The 17,287-nt window shown below is 54.9% G+C and carries 22 protein-coding genes; 17 read left to right on the top strand and 5 right to left on the bottom strand.

From position 1 onward, the window contains the following. From ACW14G_RS15140 to ruvX, 6 genes are all read left to right on the top strand, one after another. On the top strand, positions 1-240 hold a 240-nt coding region (locus ACW14G_RS15140), incomplete at its 5' end, for a zinc ribbon domain-containing protein (RefSeq protein ID WP_455648664.1). Positions 241-334: 94 nt separating this feature from the next. Then, complete coding sequence (endA, locus tag ACW14G_RS15135) at positions 335-1,042, top strand: deoxyribonuclease I (protein ID WP_167575044.1); 708 nt, start codon at positions 335-337, stop codon at positions 1,040-1,042. 78 nt (positions 1,043-1,120) lie between these two features. Further along, positions 1,121-1,852, top strand: coding sequence for a 16S rRNA (uracil(1498)-N(3))-methyltransferase (rsmE, locus tag ACW14G_RS15130; protein ID WP_249022755.1), 732 nt, complete (start codon positions 1,121-1,123; stop codon positions 1,850-1,852). Positions 1,853-1,864: 12 nt separating this feature from the next. Further along, positions 1,865-2,812 carry a glutathione synthase gene (gshB, locus tag ACW14G_RS15125; protein WP_035892023.1) on the top strand — a complete coding sequence of 316 codons (948 nt, stop codon included), beginning with the start codon at positions 1,865-1,867 and terminating at the stop codon, positions 2,810-2,812. Between the two features lie 134 nt (positions 2,813-2,946). After that, complete coding sequence (locus ACW14G_RS15120) at positions 2,947-3,510, top strand: YqgE/AlgH family protein (protein ID WP_163446022.1); 564 nt, start codon at positions 2,947-2,949, stop codon at positions 3,508-3,510. Beyond that, positions 3,510-3,926 carry a Holliday junction resolvase RuvX gene (ruvX, locus tag ACW14G_RS15115; RefSeq protein ID WP_163446021.1) on the top strand — a complete coding sequence of 139 codons (417 nt, stop codon included), beginning with the start codon at positions 3,510-3,512 and terminating at the stop codon, positions 3,924-3,926. The genes ACW14G_RS15120 and ruvX overlap by 1 nt, the downstream gene beginning before the upstream one ends. Positions 3,927-3,984: 58 nt before the next feature. Here ruvX and ACW14G_RS15110 read toward each other — a convergent pair whose 3' ends face one another. Both ACW14G_RS15110 and ACW14G_RS15105 read right to left on the bottom strand, forming a co-directional pair. Continuing rightward, positions 3,985-4,638 carry a LuxR C-terminal-related transcriptional regulator gene (locus ACW14G_RS15110; protein WP_163446020.1) on the bottom strand — a complete coding sequence of 218 codons (654 nt, stop codon included), beginning with the start codon at positions 4,636-4,638 and terminating at the stop codon, positions 3,985-3,987. A gap of 521 nt (positions 4,639-5,159) precedes the next feature. Beyond that, positions 5,160-6,140, bottom strand: coding sequence for a type IV pilus twitching motility protein PilT (locus ACW14G_RS15105; protein ID WP_455648663.1), 981 nt, complete (start codon positions 6,138-6,140; stop codon positions 5,160-5,162). Positions 6,141-6,156: 16 nt separating this feature from the next. Between ACW14G_RS15105 and ACW14G_RS15100 the strand changes: the two genes are divergently transcribed. The 8 genes from ACW14G_RS15100 (at position 6,157) to ACW14G_RS15065 (ending at position 12,608) form a co-directional block, all read left to right on the top strand. Continuing rightward, positions 6,157-6,861, top strand: a complete 705-nt coding sequence (locus tag ACW14G_RS15100; protein WP_163446018.1) for a YggS family pyridoxal phosphate-dependent enzyme — start codon at positions 6,157-6,159, stop codon at positions 6,859-6,861. 18 nt (positions 6,862-6,879) lie between these two features. Next, positions 6,880-7,446 (top strand): YggT family protein, encoded by a 567-nt coding sequence (locus ACW14G_RS15095; protein WP_163446017.1) that lies wholly within the window; start codon positions 6,880-6,882, stop codon positions 7,444-7,446. Further along, entirely contained in the window at positions 7,443-7,733 is a 291-nt protein-coding gene (gene yggU, locus ACW14G_RS15090; RefSeq protein ID WP_064542635.1) for a DUF167 family protein YggU, read from the top strand. Before ACW14G_RS15095 ends, yggU begins: the two co-directional genes overlap by 4 nt. Before the next feature lie 8 nt (positions 7,734-7,741). Beyond that, positions 7,742-8,335 (top strand): XTP/dITP diphosphatase, encoded by a 594-nt coding sequence (locus ACW14G_RS15085; RefSeq protein ID WP_167575042.1) that lies wholly within the window; start codon positions 7,742-7,744, stop codon positions 8,333-8,335. Then, positions 8,328-9,464, top strand: coding sequence for a radical SAM family heme chaperone HemW (hemW, locus tag ACW14G_RS15080; RefSeq protein ID WP_249022752.1), 1,137 nt, complete (start codon positions 8,328-8,330; stop codon positions 9,462-9,464). Before ACW14G_RS15085 ends, hemW begins: the two co-directional genes overlap by 8 nt. A 304-nt stretch (positions 9,465-9,768) precedes the next feature. Continuing rightward, on the top strand, positions 9,769-10,755 hold the full coding sequence (locus ACW14G_RS15075) for a TRAP transporter substrate-binding protein (protein WP_249022751.1): 987 nt from the start codon (positions 9,769-9,771) through the stop codon (positions 10,753-10,755). A gap of 48 nt (positions 10,756-10,803) precedes the next feature. Further along, on the top strand, positions 10,804-11,307 hold the full coding sequence (locus tag ACW14G_RS15070) for a TRAP transporter small permease (RefSeq protein WP_163446013.1): 504 nt from the start codon (positions 10,804-10,806) through the stop codon (positions 11,305-11,307). Then, the gene (locus ACW14G_RS15065; RefSeq protein WP_163446012.1) at positions 11,307-12,608 is read left to right on the top strand and encodes a TRAP transporter large permease; all 1,302 of its coding nucleotides are present in this window, start codon (positions 11,307-11,309) and stop codon (positions 12,606-12,608) included. Before ACW14G_RS15070 ends, ACW14G_RS15065 begins: the two co-directional genes overlap by 1 nt. A gap of 67 nt (positions 12,609-12,675) precedes the next feature. Here the strand turns inward: ACW14G_RS15065 and ACW14G_RS15060 are convergent, their stop codons facing one another. The 3 genes from ACW14G_RS15060 to trmB are packed head-to-tail and all read right to left on the bottom strand — an operon-like array spanning position 12,676 to position 14,494. Beyond that, positions 12,676-13,395: a YggN family protein gene (locus ACW14G_RS15060; protein WP_163446011.1), complete on the bottom strand. Its 720-nt coding sequence runs from the start codon at positions 13,393-13,395 to the stop codon at positions 12,676-12,678. Between the two features lie 52 nt (positions 13,396-13,447). Then, positions 13,448-13,774 (bottom strand): YggL family protein, encoded by a 327-nt coding sequence (locus ACW14G_RS15055; protein ID WP_064542613.1) that lies wholly within the window; start codon positions 13,772-13,774, stop codon positions 13,448-13,450. Continuing rightward, positions 13,775-14,494: a tRNA (guanosine(46)-N7)-methyltransferase TrmB gene (gene trmB / locus ACW14G_RS15050; protein ID WP_223803858.1), complete on the bottom strand. Its 720-nt coding sequence runs from the start codon at positions 14,492-14,494 to the stop codon at positions 13,775-13,777. 155 nt (positions 14,495-14,649) lie between these two features. Here trmB and mutY point away from each other — a divergent pair, with 155 nt between their 5' ends. The 3 genes from mutY to mltC are packed head-to-tail and all read left to right on the top strand — an operon-like array spanning position 14,650 to position 17,134. Beyond that, on the top strand, positions 14,650-15,702 hold the full coding sequence (gene mutY / locus ACW14G_RS15045) for an A/G-specific adenine glycosylase (protein WP_249022750.1): 1,053 nt from the start codon (positions 14,650-14,652) through the stop codon (positions 15,700-15,702). A 26-nt stretch (positions 15,703-15,728) separates the two neighbouring features. After that, the gene (locus ACW14G_RS15040) at positions 15,729-16,004 is read left to right on the top strand and encodes an oxidative damage protection protein (RefSeq protein WP_064542603.1); all 276 of its coding nucleotides are present in this window, start codon (positions 15,729-15,731) and stop codon (positions 16,002-16,004) included. Between the two features lie 47 nt (positions 16,005-16,051). After that, a complete protein-coding gene (gene mltC, locus ACW14G_RS15035; protein ID WP_163446088.1) occupies positions 16,052-17,134 on the top strand; it encodes a membrane-bound lytic murein transglycosylase MltC in 1,083 nt (360 codons plus the stop codon). The last annotated feature ends 153 nt before the right edge of the window (positions 17,135-17,287 follow it).

Raw genomic sequence — 17,287 nt, 5'->3', positions numbered from 1 at the left:
CACTTTGGCCGCGTCGCGCCGCACGGTAAAGAGTGGAAATGGATGATGGAGAGCGTGCTCGGCGTACCCGCGCGGCGCACCCATCAGTTCGAGCTGGAATCGGTACGTAAAAATACCTTCCCCTATCGCTGCCGCTGCCAGCAGCATCAGCTCACCGTCCGCCGCCATAATCGCGTGGTGCGCGGTGAGGCCACCTATCGCTGCGTCCACTGCGGCGAACCATTAGTTGCCGAAATGTAACTAACGGAAATATCTGGAAGTTTTCTGACCTGACTGATTGCATCTGACAACCACATTCGCTACGTTGCGGTCTCGTTTTGAGATGGAGTTCGTGATGTACCGTAATTTGTCTTTTGCCGTGGCGTTTGTGGCGGCAGCACTCTCCGGGCAGGCCTTAGCCGAGGGTATTAACAGCTTTTCCCAGGCGAAAAGCGCGGGCGTAAAAGTCAATAGCGACGTGCCCGGCGATTTCTACTGCGGCTGTAAAATTAACTGGCAGGGTAAGAAGGGCGTTATCGATCTGGAATCCTGCGGTTATAAAGTGCGTAAAAATGAAAACCGCGCCAGCCGCGTCGAGTGGGAACACGTCGTTCCGGCGTGGCAGTTCGGCCATCAGCGCCAGTGCTGGCAGGATGGTGGGCGGAAAAACTGCGCCAAAGATCCGGAATACCGCAAGATGGAAAGCGACATGCACAACCTACAGCCCGCCGTCGGCGAGGTGAACGGCGATCGCGGCAACTTTATGTACGGGCAGTGGAACGGCGGCGAAGGTCAGTATGGCCAGTGCGCCATGAAGGTCGACTTTAAAGAGAAAGTCGCCGAGCCGCCAGAACGTTCACGCGGCGCCATCGCGCGCATCTACTTCTATATGCGCGACCGTTATCAGCTGACCCTTTCCCGCCAGCAAACTCAGCTGTTCAACGCCTGGAACAAAATGTATCCCGTTAGCCAATGGGAGTGCGAACGCGACCAGCGCATCGCTAAAATTCAGGGCAACCATAATCCATATGTGCTGCAGGCTTGCCAGGCGCAAAAGAGCTAACCTACACTAGCGGCAATTGTTATTTTGCCCTGCCCTCTCCCCGGCGGAGAGGGCTTAGCCACAGATGGAATTCAGACTATGCGCATCCCTCGCATCTATCACCCAGAATCACTCACCGTCGGCACGCAGGTTGCCCTATGCGAAGATGCGGCGAATCACGTCGGGCGCGTTTTGCGCATGGGTAAAGGCCAGGCCATCCAGCTATTTGATGGCAGCAACCACGTCTTTGATGCCGTGATCACCGACGCCGGTAAAAAGAACGTGACGGTTGAAATCCAGAGCAGCGCCCTCGACGACCGAGAATCTCCCATCCATATTCACCTCGGTCAGGTGATGTCGCGCGGCGATAAAATGGAATTCACTATCCAGAAATCGATAGAACTGGGTGTAAGCCTCATTACGCCACTTTTTTCCGAGCGCTGCGGGGTTAAACTGGATGCCGAGCGTCTGAATAAGAAGATTCAGCAGTGGCAAAAAATCGCGATTGCCGCCTGCGAGCAGTGCGGTCGCAACCAGGTTCCGGAGATTCGCCCGGCGATGGACGTTGAGGCATGGTGCGCCGAGCAGGACGATGCACTAAAGCTCAACCTGCACCCGCGCGCCAGCGCCAGCATCAACACGCTGCCGCTGCCGGTGGAACGCGTACGTCTGCTGATTGGCCCGGAAGGCGGCCTGTCGGCGGATGAAATTGCCATGACCGCACGCTACCAGTTTACTGATATTCTGTTGGGGCCTCGCGTTTTGCGCACAGAGACTACCGCACTCACCGCCATCACCGCACTGCAGGTGCGCTTTGGTGACTTGGGTTAAAGGAGAACAATAATGATCAAGCTCGGCATCGTGATGGATCCCATCGCAAGCATCAACATCAAGAAAGACACCAGCTTCGCTATGCTGCTGGAAGCACAGCGTCGCGGCTATGAACTCCACTATATGGAGATGAACGATCTTTACCTGATCAACGGTGAATCCCACGCCCGTACACGTCTGCTGAGCGTTGAGCAGAACTACGACAAATGGTACGAGTTCGGCAGCGAGCAGGATATTAAACTCGCCGACCTCGACGTTATCCTGATGCGTAAAGATCCGCCGTTCGACACCGAATTTATCTACGCCACCTACATTCTGGAACGCGCAGAAGAGAAAGGGACGCTTATCGTCAACAAACCGCAGAGCCTGCGTGACTGTAACGAGAAGCTGTTCACCGCGTGGTTCTCCGACCTGACCCCGGAAACGCTGGTCACCCGCAACAAAGCCCAGCTGAAAGCCTTCTGGGAAAAACACGGCGACATCATCATGAAGCCTCTGGACGGCATGGGCGGCGCGTCGATCTTCCGCGTGAAGGAAGGCGATCCGAACATTGGCGTTATCGCCGAGACCCTGACCGAACTGGGCAGCCGCTACTGCATGGCGCAGAACTACCTGCCGGCCATCAAAGATGGCGATAAGCGTGTGCTGGTCATCGACGGCGAGCCGGTGCCTTACTGCCTGGCCCGTATTCCTCAGGGTGGTGAAACGCGCGGCAACCTGGCCGCCGGTGGTCGTGGCGAACCGCGTCCGCTCAGCGAAAGCGACTGGGCTATCGCCCGTAAAGTCGGCCCGACGCTGAAAGCCAAAGGCCTTATCTTCGTTGGTCTGGATATCATTGGCGATCGCCTGACGGAAATTAACGTCACCAGCCCGACCTGCGTGCGTGAAATCGAAGCGGAATATCCGATTTCCATCACCGGCATGCTGATGGATGCGATCGAAAAACGCCTGCAAAAATAGTACGTTGCTTTAATACGGCGGGAGGGAACCCGCCGCCAACCTGGCGTTCAGCAAGGCAAGCCAGGTGACAGCCGTGCACTTTCCCCTCATACTGGGCATTGCTGCTTTTTGAAACAGGACAAGAACCTCTGATAATGAATTTACAGCATCATTTTCTTATTGCTATGCCAACCCTCCAGGATCCCATCTTCCGCCGTTCCGTGGTTTACATCTGCGAATACAACGACGACGGAGCAATGGGCATTATTATTAATAAACCTCTGGAAAATTTGCAGGTTGAAGGGATCCTCGAAAAACTGAAGATCGCCCCGGAACCTCGCGATCCGTCGATTCGCCTGGATAAGCCCGTCATGCTGGGCGGCCCACTGGCAGAAGATCGCGGGTTTATCCTGCACACGCCGCCGGCGTCGTTCTCTTCCAGCATCCGCATCTCCGACAATACGATCGTCACCACCTCACGTGATGTGCTGGAAACCCTCGGTACCGAGCGCCAACCGTCTGAAGTGCTGGTCGCGCTGGGCTATGCTTCCTGGGAAAAGGGGCAGCTGGAGCAGGAGATCCTCGATAATGCCTGGCTCACCGCGCCAGCCGATTTCAATATCCTGTTTAAAACCCCGATTGGTGAACGCTGGAAAGAAGCGGCAAAGCTGATTGGCATTAATATCCTGACCATGTCAGGCGCTGCGGGGCACGCATAATGAGTGGAACACTGCTGGCTTTCGATTTTGGCACGCGCAGCATCGGCGTGGCGATTGGCCAACGTATTACCGGCACTGCCCGGCCACTGGCCGCCATCAAGGCGCAGGACGGTACCCCAGACTGGAACGTCATTGCCCGTCTGCTTAAAGAGTGGCAGCCTGAAACGGTCATCGTCGGTCTCCCGCTGAATATGGACGGTACCGAGCAACCGTTGACCGCGCGCGCGCGTAATTTTGCCAATAAAATTCACGGCCGTTTTGGCGTGCCGATTACGCTGCATGATGAACGTCTGAGCACCGTTGAGGCTCGCGCCGGGCTGTTTGAACATGGGGGATTCAGAGCGTTGAACAAAGGCAGCGTCGACTCCGCCTCAGCCGTGGTGATTCTGGAAAGTTATTTCGAGCAGGGTTACTAGCCATAGGCAGCCCCGGGAATTATTTCCCGGGAACACGCCAGAAGAAATCGCTCGCCGATTAGTGGCGCAGATTCTCGTTCGCCCAGCTTACCGCCTGCGTTCTATTCTTCACGCTCAGTTTGCGGAATACGTTATACAGGTGCGTGCGAACGGTATTTTCACTGATGAACAACGCACGGGCAATATCCATATTGGTCGCGCCGTGACGTAATTCATTCAGAATTTCACATTCACGTTCCGTCAGCGGCACGCTATCGTGATTTTCCGGAGTATGTTCAACGGCATACATTGCTGGGTGCATCACGCTCAATTCAGCCGTCTGCTCGCCGTTTAAGACCGCTTTGACGCCCTCAATTAAGCGCGATTCTTCGTCGTCATGACGGAACACGCCATACAGTGCTGGCCACTGCGCCATTTCGTATAATTCATACTTCTGCGCACTGTTAATAATTAACAAGCGAGGGGAATCAAACTGCGTGCGGATAATATCACGCCAGATGCCGTTCAGTTTTTTGTTGGAAACAGCAATATCGAACAATACCACAGTGCCCTTGCTAAGGCGCTGCATCAGCGGTTTGTTGATATTATGTACATCGACGGAAACTGAAAGTAATTCAGTAAGATAGTTTGCAAACGCGTTTGCTTGTACTGACGGGTGGGTGATTAAGATAATCTTCCGGGAATTAGATACACTCTCAGTTACTTCAAACATTTTGAAACTCTCCATAGTCTATATCCACCATCATGGTGATTTAATAAGTCAAAGCAAAGGCAAACCTAATACCATTAATAATAAGAACTAACCGACAAGTGAAACTTTATTTCATAAGATTAGTCCTAATTACATAAATAGGATAGAACGAAGACCTTGGAAGTGTCAAAAGAATATCAACCTTTTTTTGTAAGCCTACGCAACACAATGTAATTAACTAATTACAAAGCTCTCATACCTATGGCGTAATGACTCATACCATATTAGAATAAACGTCGTAGGAAGTTTTGTTTCCGCCCTTTGAAAATCACTCAGAAATTACAAATAAGTACATCCCCGCAACAGCGACAATAATTAAATTTACAAAACAAAAAGAGAAATTGATTATTATCCCAGCGATGAATATTAAAATAAAACGGCCATCACATTTTTGCCTTCAATTATGTGATAGCCGAATTCATTGTTTCTCAATGGCGCTCGCCAGACGATCATGCTGGCGAATAACTATACGTTTTTCCTTTTTATAGCATCCCGGCGTTCACTCGCTGCTGGTAGCTCTGGCTGAAGGTCTGCATTCCGCTTTGCAGCCCAGTCTGCATCACTCCGGCAATCTGATGCGTTTTACCCTCGCGAATCAGGTTACTGACGGCAGGCGTGTTGATCAGCATTTCAAACAGCGCCACTCGCCCACCCCGACTGCCAGGCTGTAGCTTCTGCGCCAGCACCGCGCAGAGACTGCTGGCAAGCTGGTTGCGAACCGGCTCCTTCTCCTGAGCAGGAAACACATCAACCAAACGTTCGATCGCCTGCGCGGCGCCGCGCGTATGCAGCGTCGCCAGTACCAGATGGCCGGTCTCTGCCGCCGTCAGCGCCAGGCGAATCGTCTCGCTATCGCGCAGCTCGCCAAGCAGAATGACATCCGGATCCTGACGTAACGCCACCCGCAGCGCCTCCGAGAAAGAGGCTGTATGCTGCCCGACTTCCCGTTGCTGAATCAGGCAACCTTCGCTGGCATGCTGAAACTCAACCGGATCTTCCAGCGTCAGAATATGCCCCGCCAGATGATGATTGAGGTGGTCGACCATCGCCGCCAGCGTGGTCGATTTACCGCTACCCGTTGCCCCGGTCACCAGAATCAATCCGCTTTCTTCGTTTAACATCTCAGCCAGCGCCACCGGCGTATGAAGTTCAGCAAGCGTCGGACACTGTGTGGGCAGAATGCGTAGTACCAACGATGTCCCCTGGCTGTGGGCAAACGCACTGGCACGTAATCGTGGACAGCCGGGAAGCGAGACGGAAAAATCAAGCTGCCGATGTCGTTGCCACGCCTGCAGCTGACTCTCACTCAGCCAACTGGCCATCAATACTTCGGGATCCGGGGCAGTAAACGGCGCAATTTCCAGCTTACCCTCCCTGCGCCAGCGCGCGTTTGCGCTGCTACACAGGTGTAGATCCGAGACATTATGCTTTACACTAAGCGCCACGATTTCTTGTATATCCATAGACCCACCAGCCCATATGAACGATATTGCGCATAACCTGGCACAGGTCAGGGAGAAAATCTCAGCGGCAGCAGCGCGTTGCGGCCGGGATTCAGAAGAAGTAACGCTGCTTGCAGTGAGTAAAACAAAACCTGCGAGCGCCGTCGAAGAAGCCGTAGCTGCGGGCCAGACCGCATTTGGTGAAAACTACGTTCAGGAAGGGGTAGAGAAAATTCTCCACTTTCGCGAGCAGGGAATCACCTCGTTGCAATGGCACTTTATTGGCCCACTGCAGTCCAATAAAAGTCGTCTGGTTGCCGAGCACTTCGACTGGTGCCACACCATAGACCGGCTGAAAATTGCCGTTCGCTTAAGCGAGCAGCGTCCAGCCAACTTGCCGCCGCTCAACGTGCTGATTCAGATCAACATCAGCGATGAGCAGAGCAAATCAGGCATTCCGCTGGCGGAGCTTGACGCGCTGGCGGCCGACATTGCAGCCCTGCCGAATGTCTGCCTGCGCGGCCTGATGGCGATTCCCGCGCCGGAAAAAGAGTACGACCGGCAGTTTGCCGTTGCCCGCGAAATGGCTGTAGCATTCGCGCGACTGAAAGCAGACTACCCGACCGTAGACACGCTATCTCTGGGCATGTCTGACGACATGGAAGCCGCTGTTGCGGCAGGTAGTACAATGGTACGCATTGGCACCGCGATTTTTGGTGCGCGTGATTACACAAAAAAATAAGGAACCCCAAGGAACGCCATGAAGACGTTGACCTTCCTGCTCTCTACAGTGATTGAACTGTATACAATGGTGCTACTGCTGCGCGTCTGGATGCAGTGGGCGCGCTGCGATTTTTACAACCCGTTCTCACAGTTCGTGGTGAAGATCACGCAACCGATCGTCGGCCCCCTGCGTCGCGTCATTCCGCCGATGGGCCCGCTGGACAGCGCTTCGCTGCTGCTGGCCTTTATTCTGTGCGTGGTGAAAGCCATCGTGCTGTTTATGGTCATCACCTTCCAGCCGATTATCTGGATCTCTGCGGTGCTGATTCTGCTCAAGACCATCGGCCTGCTGATCTTCTGGGTGCTGCTGCTGATGGCGATTATGAGCTGGGTCAGCCAGGGTCGTAGCCCGGTTGAGTTCGTGCTGATGCAGCTCGCCGAGCCGCTGCTGCGCCCAATCCGCCGGCTGCTGCCGTCCATGGGGGGAATCGATTTTTCTCCGATGGTGCTGGTGCTGCTGCTGTATGTCATCAATATGGGCATCGCCGAAGTGCTGCAAGCCACCGGTAATATGCTGCTGCCAGGACTGTGGATGGCGCTATGAGTGCCGTCACTCCCTGCGATGACGGGCTGGTACTGCGGCTGTATATTCAGCCAAAGGCCAGCCGGGATGCGATTGTTGGGGTACATGGCGACGAATTGAAGGTCGCCATCACCGCCCCGCCCGTCGATGGGCAGGCAAATGCCCATCTGGTGAAATATCTCGCCAAGCAGTTTAAGGTCGCCAAAAGCCAGGTCATCATCGAGAAAGGTGAACTGGGGCGGCATAAACAGGTTAAAATTATTCATCCGCAACAGATCCCATCGGGCGTCGACGCCCTGAAACTTTAGGATATCCCATGCAAAAAGTTGTCCTCGCGACCGGTAACGCCGGTAAAGTGCGCGAGCTTGCTTCGCTGCTCGGCGATTTTGGTCTTGATATCGTCGCCCAGACCGAGCTTGGCGTAGAGTCAGCCGAGGAGACCGGGCTGACCTTTATTGAAAACGCGATTCTCAAAGCGCGCCACGCCGCACAGGTGACCGGCTTACCGGCCATCGCCGATGATTCCGGTCTGGCGGTTGACGTTCTCGGCGGCGCGCCGGGGATCTACTCCGCGCGCTACTCCGGCCTCGACGCCAGCGACCAACAGAACCTGGAAAAGCTGCTGGAAACCTTAAAAGACGTGCCGGACGACCAGCGTCAGGCGCAGTTCCACTGTGTGCTGGTGTATATGCGCCACGCCGAAGACCCCACGCCGCTGGTGTGCCACGGCACCTGGCCGGGGGTGATTACCCGCGCGCCGGCAGGCCAGGGCGGCTTCGGCTACGATCCTATCTTCTTTGTGCCGTCGGAAGGCAAGACCGCCGCTGAGCTGAGCCGCGAAGAGAAGATTGCCATCTCCCACCGCGGTCAGGCGCTGAAGCTGTTACTGGAAGCCATGCGTCATGGTTAAGCTGCCCCCGCTGAGTCTCTACATTCATATCCCGTGGTGCGTGCAGAAGTGCCCGTACTGCGACTTCAACTCGCACGCGCTGAAAGGTGAAGTGCCGCACGACGACTACGTACAGCATCTGCTGAGCGACTTAGACGCCGACGTTGCTTACGCGCAGGGACGTGAAGTGAAGACTATTTTCATCGGTGGCGGTACACCGAGCCTGCTTTCAGGCCCGGCGATGCAGGCTCTGCTGGACGGCGTTCGCGCGCGTCTGACGCTGGCCTCTGATGCAGAAATCACCATGGAAGCCAACCCGGGGACAGTCGAAGCTGACCGCTTCGTCGAGTACCAGAGGGCGGGCGTTAATCGCATTTCTATCGGGGTACAGAGCTTTAGCGACAGCAAGCTCCAGCGTCTTGGGCGCATCCACGGGCCGGAAGAGGCCAAACGCGCCGCGCGCCTGGCGAGCGGTCTGGGGCTGCGCAGCTTCAACCTCGACCTGATGCACGGCCTGCCCGATCAGTCGCTGGAAGAGGCGCTGAGCGACCTGCGCCAGGCGATTGAACTGTCGCCGCCGCATCTCTCCTGGTATCAGCTAACTATCGAACCCAATACTCTGTTTGGTTCGCGCCCGCCGGTGCTGCCGGACGACGACTCGCTGTGGGATATCTTCGAGCAGGGTCATCAATTGCTGACCGCTGCAGGTTATCAGCAGTATGAAACCTCGGCCTATGCCAAACCGGGCTATCAGTGCCAGCACAACCTCAACTACTGGCGCTTTGGCGATTATCTGGGCATCGGCTGCGGTGCGCATGGCAAGGTGACGTTCCCGGACGGCCGCATTCTGCGTACGGCGAAAACGCGTCATCCGCGCGGCTATATGGAAGGGCGCTATCTGGAGCGCCAGCACGACGTTGAGAACGCCGACAAGCCGTTTGAATTCTTTATGAACCGCTTCCGTTTACTGGAAGCCGCGCCGCGCGCCGAATTCAGCGCCTATACCGGCCTGGACGAAAGTATCATCCGCCCACAGTTGGATGAAGCGCTGGCCCAGGGCTACCTGACCGAGTGCAAGCAATACTGGCAGATAACCGAGCACGGTAAACTGTTTTTGAACTCACTGCTTGAACTGTTTCTTAGCGAATAAATAATAAATATATTTCGCCATTATAAATAATGGCGAAATATATCATTCAGCTTTACCGAGTGGTTACCCCAATACTTACCGAATAATTTCACCATCAATATTTAAATAAGATATTAATAGCCAATAACGAATATGTAATAAATATAACCCAGCGCACAAAAACCGCATTTAATGCACAGATAACTGAAAATTGTGAGAGTGGTAGCTTAAAGCTGTCTGACAACCAGGATAATATGTCATACAGAAATTCAACGCTGTCCCTCTAGATATAGACCACAATAATGAATGTGCATGGAGCCTATTAATGAAATCTCTCTTTTTTCGCAAAACGCTAATCTGTGCGTCGCTTTTCGCGTTGTTTTCCGCTGGGGCCGCTGCGGCTGAAAAAGTGACGCTGAAACTGGCGCACAACCTTGAGCGTAGCCACGTGGTGCACCAGGCTTTTGAAGAAATGGCCAAAGAGGTCAAGCAGCTGTCAGACGGCAAGATGACCATCCGTATTTACCCAAGCAGCCAGATGGGCAGCGCGCGTGAAACCATGGAGCTATTACAGAACGGCGCGCTGGATATGACCAAAGGTTCCGCCAGCGATCTGGAATCTTTCGACAACGTTTATGCCATTTATAATTTGCCGTTCTTATTTAAAGACCAGGCGCATTTTAATAAAGTGGTATTCGGTGATGTCGGCAAAGAAATTATGGACTCAACGAAAGAAAAAGGATTCTTCGCCCTTTCCGCTTATGTTGCCGGTACCCGTAGTTTTTATGCCAAAAAACCGATTACTAAACCTGAAGATTTAAAAGGGCTGAAAATTCGCGTTCAGGCCAGCCCGACCACCATAAAAATGATTGAATTAATGGGTGGTTCACCCACACCTATTTCATTCGGTGAAGTCTATACTGCAATGCAGCAGGGTGTGGTTGACGGTGCGGAAAATAATGTCCCATCGTGGGTGCAAACACGTCATATTGAAATTGCCAAAGTCTTCTCTGAAGATGAGCACGCCTCTATTCCAGACTTCCTGGTGATCTCCACCAAAACCTGGGAAAAGCTAACGCCGGAGCAGCAGCAAATTCTGGCGAAAGCGGCCACCGACTCGCAGGTTTACCAACAGAAGCTGTGGGACAAAATCGACGCTGACACGCGCGCTCAGGCGAAGGCCATGGGCGGCGAGATCGTCAAAGTCGACAAGGTGCCGTTCCGCGCTGCGGTGCAACCGCTGTTTGACGATTTCAACAAAGATCCGAAACAGGCCGCGCTGCTGGCCAAATTTGAAGCCGCCGCAGAGTAATTCCCTTGCGGGCCAGCATCTGGCCCGCCTTCACCAGGATAACAAACGATGATTTTTACCCGCACTAAACAGGCGGTGGACCGCGCGATCGCCGCGTTCTCCGTCGCGGTCATGGTGGCGCTGGTCGTCTGCGTCGTCTGGCAGGTATTCAGTCGCTATGTGTTAAACCAACCCAGCACGCTGACGGACGAGCTGGCGCGCTTTCTGATGATTTGGGTTGGCCTGCTCGGCGCAGCCTATACCGTTGGCGCACAGCGCCATCTGGCGATCGATCTGCTGGCCATGACGCTCAAACCACGTAAGCAAACGCTGCTGGGCGTGGTGATTAACCTGCTGATTTTTCTCTTCTCCGGCTCGGTGATCGTCACCGGTGGCCTGAAGCTGATAGCCAAAACGCTGGCCACCGCACAGGTCTCCGCCGCGATGCAGATCCCGATGGGCTACGTCTATCTGATCCTGCCGTTGTCCGGCCTCATCATGATGTTCTACGCGCTGTGGTTTATCGCCAACGGCCTGATTAGCCTGAAACAGTCCGCAGAAGGAGCGCGCTAATGGACGGGTATATTGCTTTAACGCTGTTTGGCGCTTTCTTCGTGCTGGTATTTATCGGCGTGCCGATTTCGTTCTCTATCGGCATCGCGACCGTTGCCTCAATGCTGCTGATGTTCCCGTGGGATATCGCCGTCATTACCGTCTCTCAGCGTCTGGCCAACGGTCTGGACAACTTTGCCCTGCTGGCGATTCCGTTCTTTATCTTCGCCGGGACGCTGATGAACAGCGGCGGTATCGCCATCCGCTTGATTAACCTCGCGCAGGTGATGGTGGGCCGCGTTCCCGGCTCGCTGGGCCACGTCAACGTCCTCGCCAACATGATGTTCGGTTCCATCTCCGGTTCGGCGGTAGCCGCGGCGGCGGCGGTGGGCGGCACCCTGCACCCGATTCAGACCAAAAAGGGTTATGACCCCGCGTTTTCCACGGCGGTTAACGTCTCGTCGTGCATTACCGGGCTGCTGATTCCGCCGTCTAACGTGCTGATCGTCTTCTCGCTGACTGCGGGCGGCGTGTCGGTGGCCTCGCTGTTTATGGCGGGCTATCTGCCAGGGATTCTGATGGGCCTGGCGATCATGGTGGTCTGCGCGATTATCGCGAAGCGCCGCGGCTACCCGGTTTCCGAGCGCCCAACCTGCGCCCAGGCGGCGAAAGCCTTCTTCGACGCCCTGCCGAGCCTGCTGCTGGTGATTATCGTGATGGGCGGGATTCTGGGCGGTATTTTCACCGCCACCGAAGCGTCAGCCATCGCGGTAGTTTATACCTTTATCCTGTCGGTGATTATCTATCGCGAAGTGAAGTGGCGCGATCTGCCGAAACTGATCCTCGAGTCGGTGGTCACAACCTCCATCGTACTGCTGTTGATCGGCTTTTCCGTCGGTATGTCGTGGGCGATGACCAATGCGGATATTCCCTACATGATCAGCGACACGCTGATGGGGATCTCGGAGAATCCGCTGGTGATCCTGCTGCTGATTAACATTGTGCTGTTGATCGTCGGCATCTTTATGGATATGACGCCTGCGGTACTGATCTTCACGCCGATCTTCCTGCCGATCGCCCAGGACCTGGGCATGGATCCGGTACACTTCGGCATCATGATGGTCGCCAACCTGTGCATCGGCCTGCTGACGCCGCCGGTGGGCAGCGCGCTGTTTGTCGGCTGCTCTATCTCGGGGGTGAAGATCCAGCAGTTAATCAAGCCGCTGCTGCCCTTCTACGCCGCGTTGCTGATCGCGCTGATGATGATCGCCTACATCCCGCAGATCTCGCTGTTTATTCCGCAGCTGCTGGGGCTGATGTAACAGCCTATATTGCGCAAAAAAAGCCGCCAGTTAACTGACTGGCGGCTTTTTCAATGATGGCTTATGGCTACTTCAACGTACCGACCAGCGCTTTGCGGCTGTCTTCCAGCGACACCACGCGGCTGCATACGTCTTTACCAAACGCCTGGAAATCCGCTTCCTGGTTTTTCCACTCGTTCTGAATCGCGGTTTGCAGGCCGCCAAGGCTACCCAGCACGCCCTGTAGCGGGTTACCGCCGCCTTTCAGCACCGCTTTGGCGCCCATCTCGTTAATGCTGTCTTGCAGAATACCGCCCATCGCCTGATTGACCAGCTGCTGGCCGTCGGCGCGTACCTGATCGATGGCTTTATAGTGGAAGGTTAAGCCATCGCTACGATGCTCAATAATGCGGTTCATCTGTTCTTTGAGCTGCGCATCGAGCTTGGTCAGGCGACCGCGCATATTGCTGCTCTCGCCCACTTCTTTGGCGATAATTTTATCCAGCGCCACGCGGCCTTTTTCTACCCGGCTGCGTGCGCCATCGTCGATCCACGGCAGCGCGCTGCGCAGCTCGGTCTGATAATCTTTGGCCTGTTCACGCTGGGCCGGCGTTAACGTATACGCCTTGCCGTTGTAGGTGACATCGCCGTTGGGGGTAATAATAAGATTGCCGTTTTCACCTTGCACCTGCACGGTTTGCGGCTTAAGCACCACGTCATCGCGTGGCGTAACGCTGCACTGGTAGTCAGCGTGGGCGGTCATCGCCGTGAACGAGAGTACTGCCGTCAGCAGCGTTTTGCGCATCATAACTTTCCCTCAGTACAAATCGGGCCAGCAAATGCTGGCCCCGTATGCTTATTTAGTCCCACCAAACGTCAAAAAGTTCGCTGGTGCGCACTTCTTCAAACTTGCGGTCTTCCAGCCACTTGCGGACCAGCGCCTGATGTTCTTCGGTGCACTTGCCCACTTCCTGGGTGCAAATCAGACCTTCCCAGGCCAGATAGCCGCTGCCGTCAAACGCCAGCTTGTTCGGCTCGATCACTTCATCAATAAACTGATCAACAACCTGATCGATCTGTTCTTCGCTGGTGCCTTCCGGGAAACGCCACGCTACGGAGAAGCCGATTTCCTGAAATTCATCGATGTGCATTTTTTTACGCAAACGACGGCTACGATTCTTTGCCATTTATTTCACCCTCTCGAACATTAAGTCCCATACGCCGTGGCCAAGACGATGACCACGCTGTTCAAATTTGGTTACCGGGCGCGAATCCGGGCGCGGTACGTAATCCTGAGTCTCAGACAGGTTCTGATACCCTTCAATGGAGGACATCACTTCCAGCATATGTTCCGCATAGGGTTCCCAGTCGGTTGCCATGTGGAAGACGCCGCCCAGCTTGAGCTTACTTTTCACGAACTGGGCAAACGGCACCTGAACGATACGGCGTTTATTATGACGCGCTTTATGCCACGGGTCAGGGAAAAAGAGCTGCACCATGTTCAGGGAGTTGTCCGGGATCATCTTGTGCAGGACTTCTACCGCATCGTGACACATCACGCGCAGGTTATCGACACCCTCTTCGTGCGCCGAGGCCAGGCACGCGCCCACACCCGGTGAGTGCACTTCAATCCCGAGGAAGTTCTGCTCCGGGCGCGCTTTGGCCATCGCCACCAGCGAAGCTCCCATACCAAAACCAATCTCCAGAGTGACCGGCGCATCGCGGCCAAACAGCGCGGCGAAATCGACAGGCTCTTCGCTGAACTCAACGCCCATCACCGGCCAGTAGTTTTCCAGCGCGTGTTCCTGCCCTTTGGTCAGTCGCCCCTGGCGACGAACAAAACTACGAATGCGGCGCAGCGGGCGGCCGTTTTCATCAAAATCCGGTGAAATGACGTCGTTCTTCATAAAAATAAGTCTGCTTGTGAGAGTGTTCGGGAAACGGGCATTATCCAAAGTTAGTTGCCGGATGCAAGCACCGGAAAGTTCCTGTTTACAGCATAGTACCGCTGTGCTGCAATCTGGCACCCTAATCGCACGATATCGGAAGCACGGTTTTGACTATGCAAGCGTCTCAATTTTCAGCCCAGGTGCTGGACTGGTACGACAAATACGGGCGTAAAACCCTGCCCTGGCAAATTGAAAAGACGCCCTACAAAGTATGGCTGTCTGAGGTGATGCTGCAACAGACTCAGGTTGCCACAGTTATCCCTTATTTTGAGCGGTTTATGTCACGCTTTCCCACCGTCACCGACCTCGCGAACGCGCCGCTGGACGACGTCCTGCATCTGTGGACCGGCCTGGGCTACTACGCCCGCGCGCGTAACCTGCACAAGGCCGCACAGCAGGTCGCCACGCTGCACCATGGCCGTTTTCCGGAAACGTTTGACGAAGTGGCGGCGCTGCCCGGCGTAGGCCGTTCTACCGCCGGGGCGATTTTATCGCTGTCGCTCGGTAAACACTTTCCCATTCTCGACGGCAACGTAAAGCGCGTGCTGGCGCGTTGTTATGCAGTGGACGGCTGGCCGGGGAAAAAAGAGGTCGAAAAACGGCTGTGGGAGATCAGCGAACAGGTCACTCCTGCAGACGGCGTTTCGCGTTTTAATCAGGCGATGATGGATCTGGGCGCGATGGTGTGTACCCGCTCAAAACCCAAGTGCTCGCTCTGCCCGCTGGAAAAAGGCTGCATCGCCGCCGCCAACGGCAGTTGGGCGCAGTATCCGGGTAAAAAACCGAAGCAGACCATCCCCGAGCGTACCGGCTATTTTCTGATGATGCAGCACGACCGCGAGGTGTTTTTACAGCAGCGCCCGCCTAGCGGCCTGTGGGGCGGTCTATACTGTTTCCCGCAGTTTGCCGATGAAGCGGCGCTGCGCGACTGGCTGGCCGAGCGGCAGATTCCGGCAGACAAGCTGACCCAGCTTACCGCTTTCCGCCACACTTTCAGTCATTTCCATCTGGACATTGTGCCTATGTGGCTTAGTGTGTCCTCATTCGCCTCATGCATGGATGAAGGCAGCGCTCTCTGGTATAACTTAGCCCAGCCGCCCGTCGTTGGGCTGGCCGCACCGGTTGAGCGCCTGTTGCAGCAGTTACGCGCCGATTCACTCGTTTAACGAGCGGCGAAATAAGAGGATTGATTATGAGCAGAACCATTTTTTGTACTTTCCTGCAGCGCGACGCCGAAGGACAGGATTTCCAGCTCTACCCCGGCGAGCTGGGAAAGCGCATCTATAACGAGATTTCGAAAGAAGCCTGGAAGCAGTGGCAGCACAAGCAAACCATGCTCATCAATGAAAAGAAACTCAATATGATGAATGTGGAGCACCGTAAGCTTCTGGAAGAGGAAATGGTTAACTTCCTGTTTGAAGGCAAAGATGTGCACATTGAAGGCTACACGCCGCCAGAAAAACAGTAAGGGCCCGACGGCCCTTTAAGACAACAACAACACGCGCTCCCGGAATGATGAAAAAAAGAATATTTGCACTGGCATTGATAGCGCCGTTGCTGGTTTCCTGCTCGGGTTCAAAAAAGGGCGATGCCTACAATGAAGCCTGGGTAAAAGACACCAACGGTTTTGACATTCTGATGGGTCAGTTCGCCCATAATATTGAAAACATCTGGGGGTTTAACGAAGTTCTGATCGCCGGGCCGAAAGACTACGTTAAATACACCGATGGCTACCAGACGCGTAGCCATATCAACTTCGATGACGGTACCATTACCGTCGAGACCATCGCCGGAACCGACCCCGCTGCGCGCCTGCGCCAGGCCATCATTACCACGCTGCTGATGGGTGACGACCCCAGCTCGGTCGACCTTTACTCCGACGCCGACGACATTCAGATTTCCAAAGAGCCGTTCCTGTACGGCCAGGTGGTCGATAACACCGGCGAGGCTATTCGCTGGGAGTGGCGCGCCGCGCGCTTCGCCGACTATCTGCTGCAAACGCGGATGAAAAAACGCAGCAATGGCCTGCACATTATTTATAGCGTGACCATTAATCTGGTGCCGAACCACCTTGATAAACGTGCGCACAAATATCTGGGTATGGTGCGGCAGGCTTCACGCAAATACGGCATCGACGAATCGTTGATTCTGGCAATTATGCAGACTGAATCGTCCTTCAACCCGTATGCGGTCAGCCGTTCCGACGCGATGGGGCTGATGCAGGTGGTGCAGCATACCGCCGGGAAAGACGTCTTCCGCTCGCAGGGGAAATCCGGCACGCCAAGCCGTAGCTTCCTGTTCGATCCAGCCAGCAACATCGATACCGGGACCGCCTATCTGGCGATCCTCAACAATATCTACCTTGGCGGTATCGACAACCCAACGTCACGCCGCTATGCGGTGATTACCGCCTATAACGGCGGCGCGGGCAGCGTGCTGCGCGTCTTCTCTAACGATAAGGTGCAGGCGGCGAACATCATTAACAGCATGTCGCCAGGGGACGTCTATCAGACGCTGACCACCCGCCATCCGTCGGCGGAATCGCGTCGCTATCTCTACAAGGTGAATACGGCGCAGAAAAGCTATCGCCGTAAGTAACAATTCTCACAAACGCAGCCGCTTCCTCCCGATTTTGCCCAGGGTGAAGCGGCTTCCCCACCTGAACTTCCTACAGAGATGTTAGTTTTGTCACTATTTCGTTGTGCAAAGTAAAAATAATTGCAATTTTTTGCGGCGCTTAACAATGTCTCA

This window comes from Kluyvera sp. (assembly GCF_965301105.1).
This window is presented reverse-complemented; position numbering and strand designations above follow the sequence as displayed.

Bases quoted from the DNA above. Each gene is read 5' to 3' on its own strand.
- endA (WP_167575044.1), top strand. From the start codon at position 335: ATGTACCGTAATTTGTCTTTTGCCGTGGCGTTTGTGGCGGCAGCACTC.
- rsmE (WP_249022755.1), top strand. From the start codon at position 1,121: ATGCGCATCCCTCGCATCTATCACCCAGAATCACTCACCGTCGGCACG.
- gshB (WP_035892023.1), top strand. From the start codon at position 1,865: ATGATCAAGCTCGGCATCGTGATGGATCCCATCGCAAGCATCAACATC.
- ACW14G_RS15120 (WP_163446022.1), top strand. From the start codon at position 2,947: ATGAATTTACAGCATCATTTTCTTATTGCTATGCCAACCCTCCAGGAT.
- ruvX (WP_163446021.1), top strand. From the start codon at position 3,510: ATGAGTGGAACACTGCTGGCTTTCGATTTTGGCACGCGCAGCATCGGC.
- ACW14G_RS15110 (WP_163446020.1), bottom strand. From the start codon at position 4,638: ATGTTTGAAGTAACTGAGAGTGTATCTAATTCCCGGAAGATTATCTTA.
- ACW14G_RS15105 (WP_455648663.1), bottom strand. From the start codon at position 6,140: ATGGATATACAAGAAATCGTGGCGCTTAGTGTAAAGCATAATGTCTCG.
- ACW14G_RS15100 (WP_163446018.1), top strand. From the start codon at position 6,157: ATGAACGATATTGCGCATAACCTGGCACAGGTCAGGGAGAAAATCTCA.
- ACW14G_RS15095 (WP_163446017.1), top strand. From the start codon at position 6,880: ATGAAGACGTTGACCTTCCTGCTCTCTACAGTGATTGAACTGTATACA.
- yggU (WP_064542635.1), top strand. From the start codon at position 7,443: ATGAGTGCCGTCACTCCCTGCGATGACGGGCTGGTACTGCGGCTGTAT.
- ACW14G_RS15085 (WP_167575042.1), top strand. From the start codon at position 7,742: ATGCAAAAAGTTGTCCTCGCGACCGGTAACGCCGGTAAAGTGCGCGAG.
- hemW (WP_249022752.1), top strand. From the start codon at position 8,328: ATGGTTAAGCTGCCCCCGCTGAGTCTCTACATTCATATCCCGTGGTGC.
- ACW14G_RS15075 (WP_249022751.1), top strand. From the start codon at position 9,769: ATGAAATCTCTCTTTTTTCGCAAAACGCTAATCTGTGCGTCGCTTTTC.
- ACW14G_RS15070 (WP_163446013.1), top strand. From the start codon at position 10,804: ATGATTTTTACCCGCACTAAACAGGCGGTGGACCGCGCGATCGCCGCG.
- ACW14G_RS15065 (WP_163446012.1), top strand. From the start codon at position 11,307: ATGGACGGGTATATTGCTTTAACGCTGTTTGGCGCTTTCTTCGTGCTG.
- ACW14G_RS15060 (WP_163446011.1), bottom strand. From the start codon at position 13,395: ATGATGCGCAAAACGCTGCTGACGGCAGTACTCTCGTTCACGGCGATG.
- ACW14G_RS15055 (WP_064542613.1), bottom strand. From the start codon at position 13,774: ATGGCAAAGAATCGTAGCCGTCGTTTGCGTAAAAAAATGCACATCGAT.
- trmB (WP_223803858.1), bottom strand. From the start codon at position 14,494: ATGAAGAACGACGTCATTTCACCGGATTTTGATGAAAACGGCCGCCCG.
- mutY (WP_249022750.1), top strand. From the start codon at position 14,650: ATGCAAGCGTCTCAATTTTCAGCCCAGGTGCTGGACTGGTACGACAAA.
- ACW14G_RS15040 (WP_064542603.1), top strand. From the start codon at position 15,729: ATGAGCAGAACCATTTTTTGTACTTTCCTGCAGCGCGACGCCGAAGGA.
- mltC (WP_163446088.1), top strand. From the start codon at position 16,052: ATGAAAAAAAGAATATTTGCACTGGCATTGATAGCGCCGTTGCTGGTT.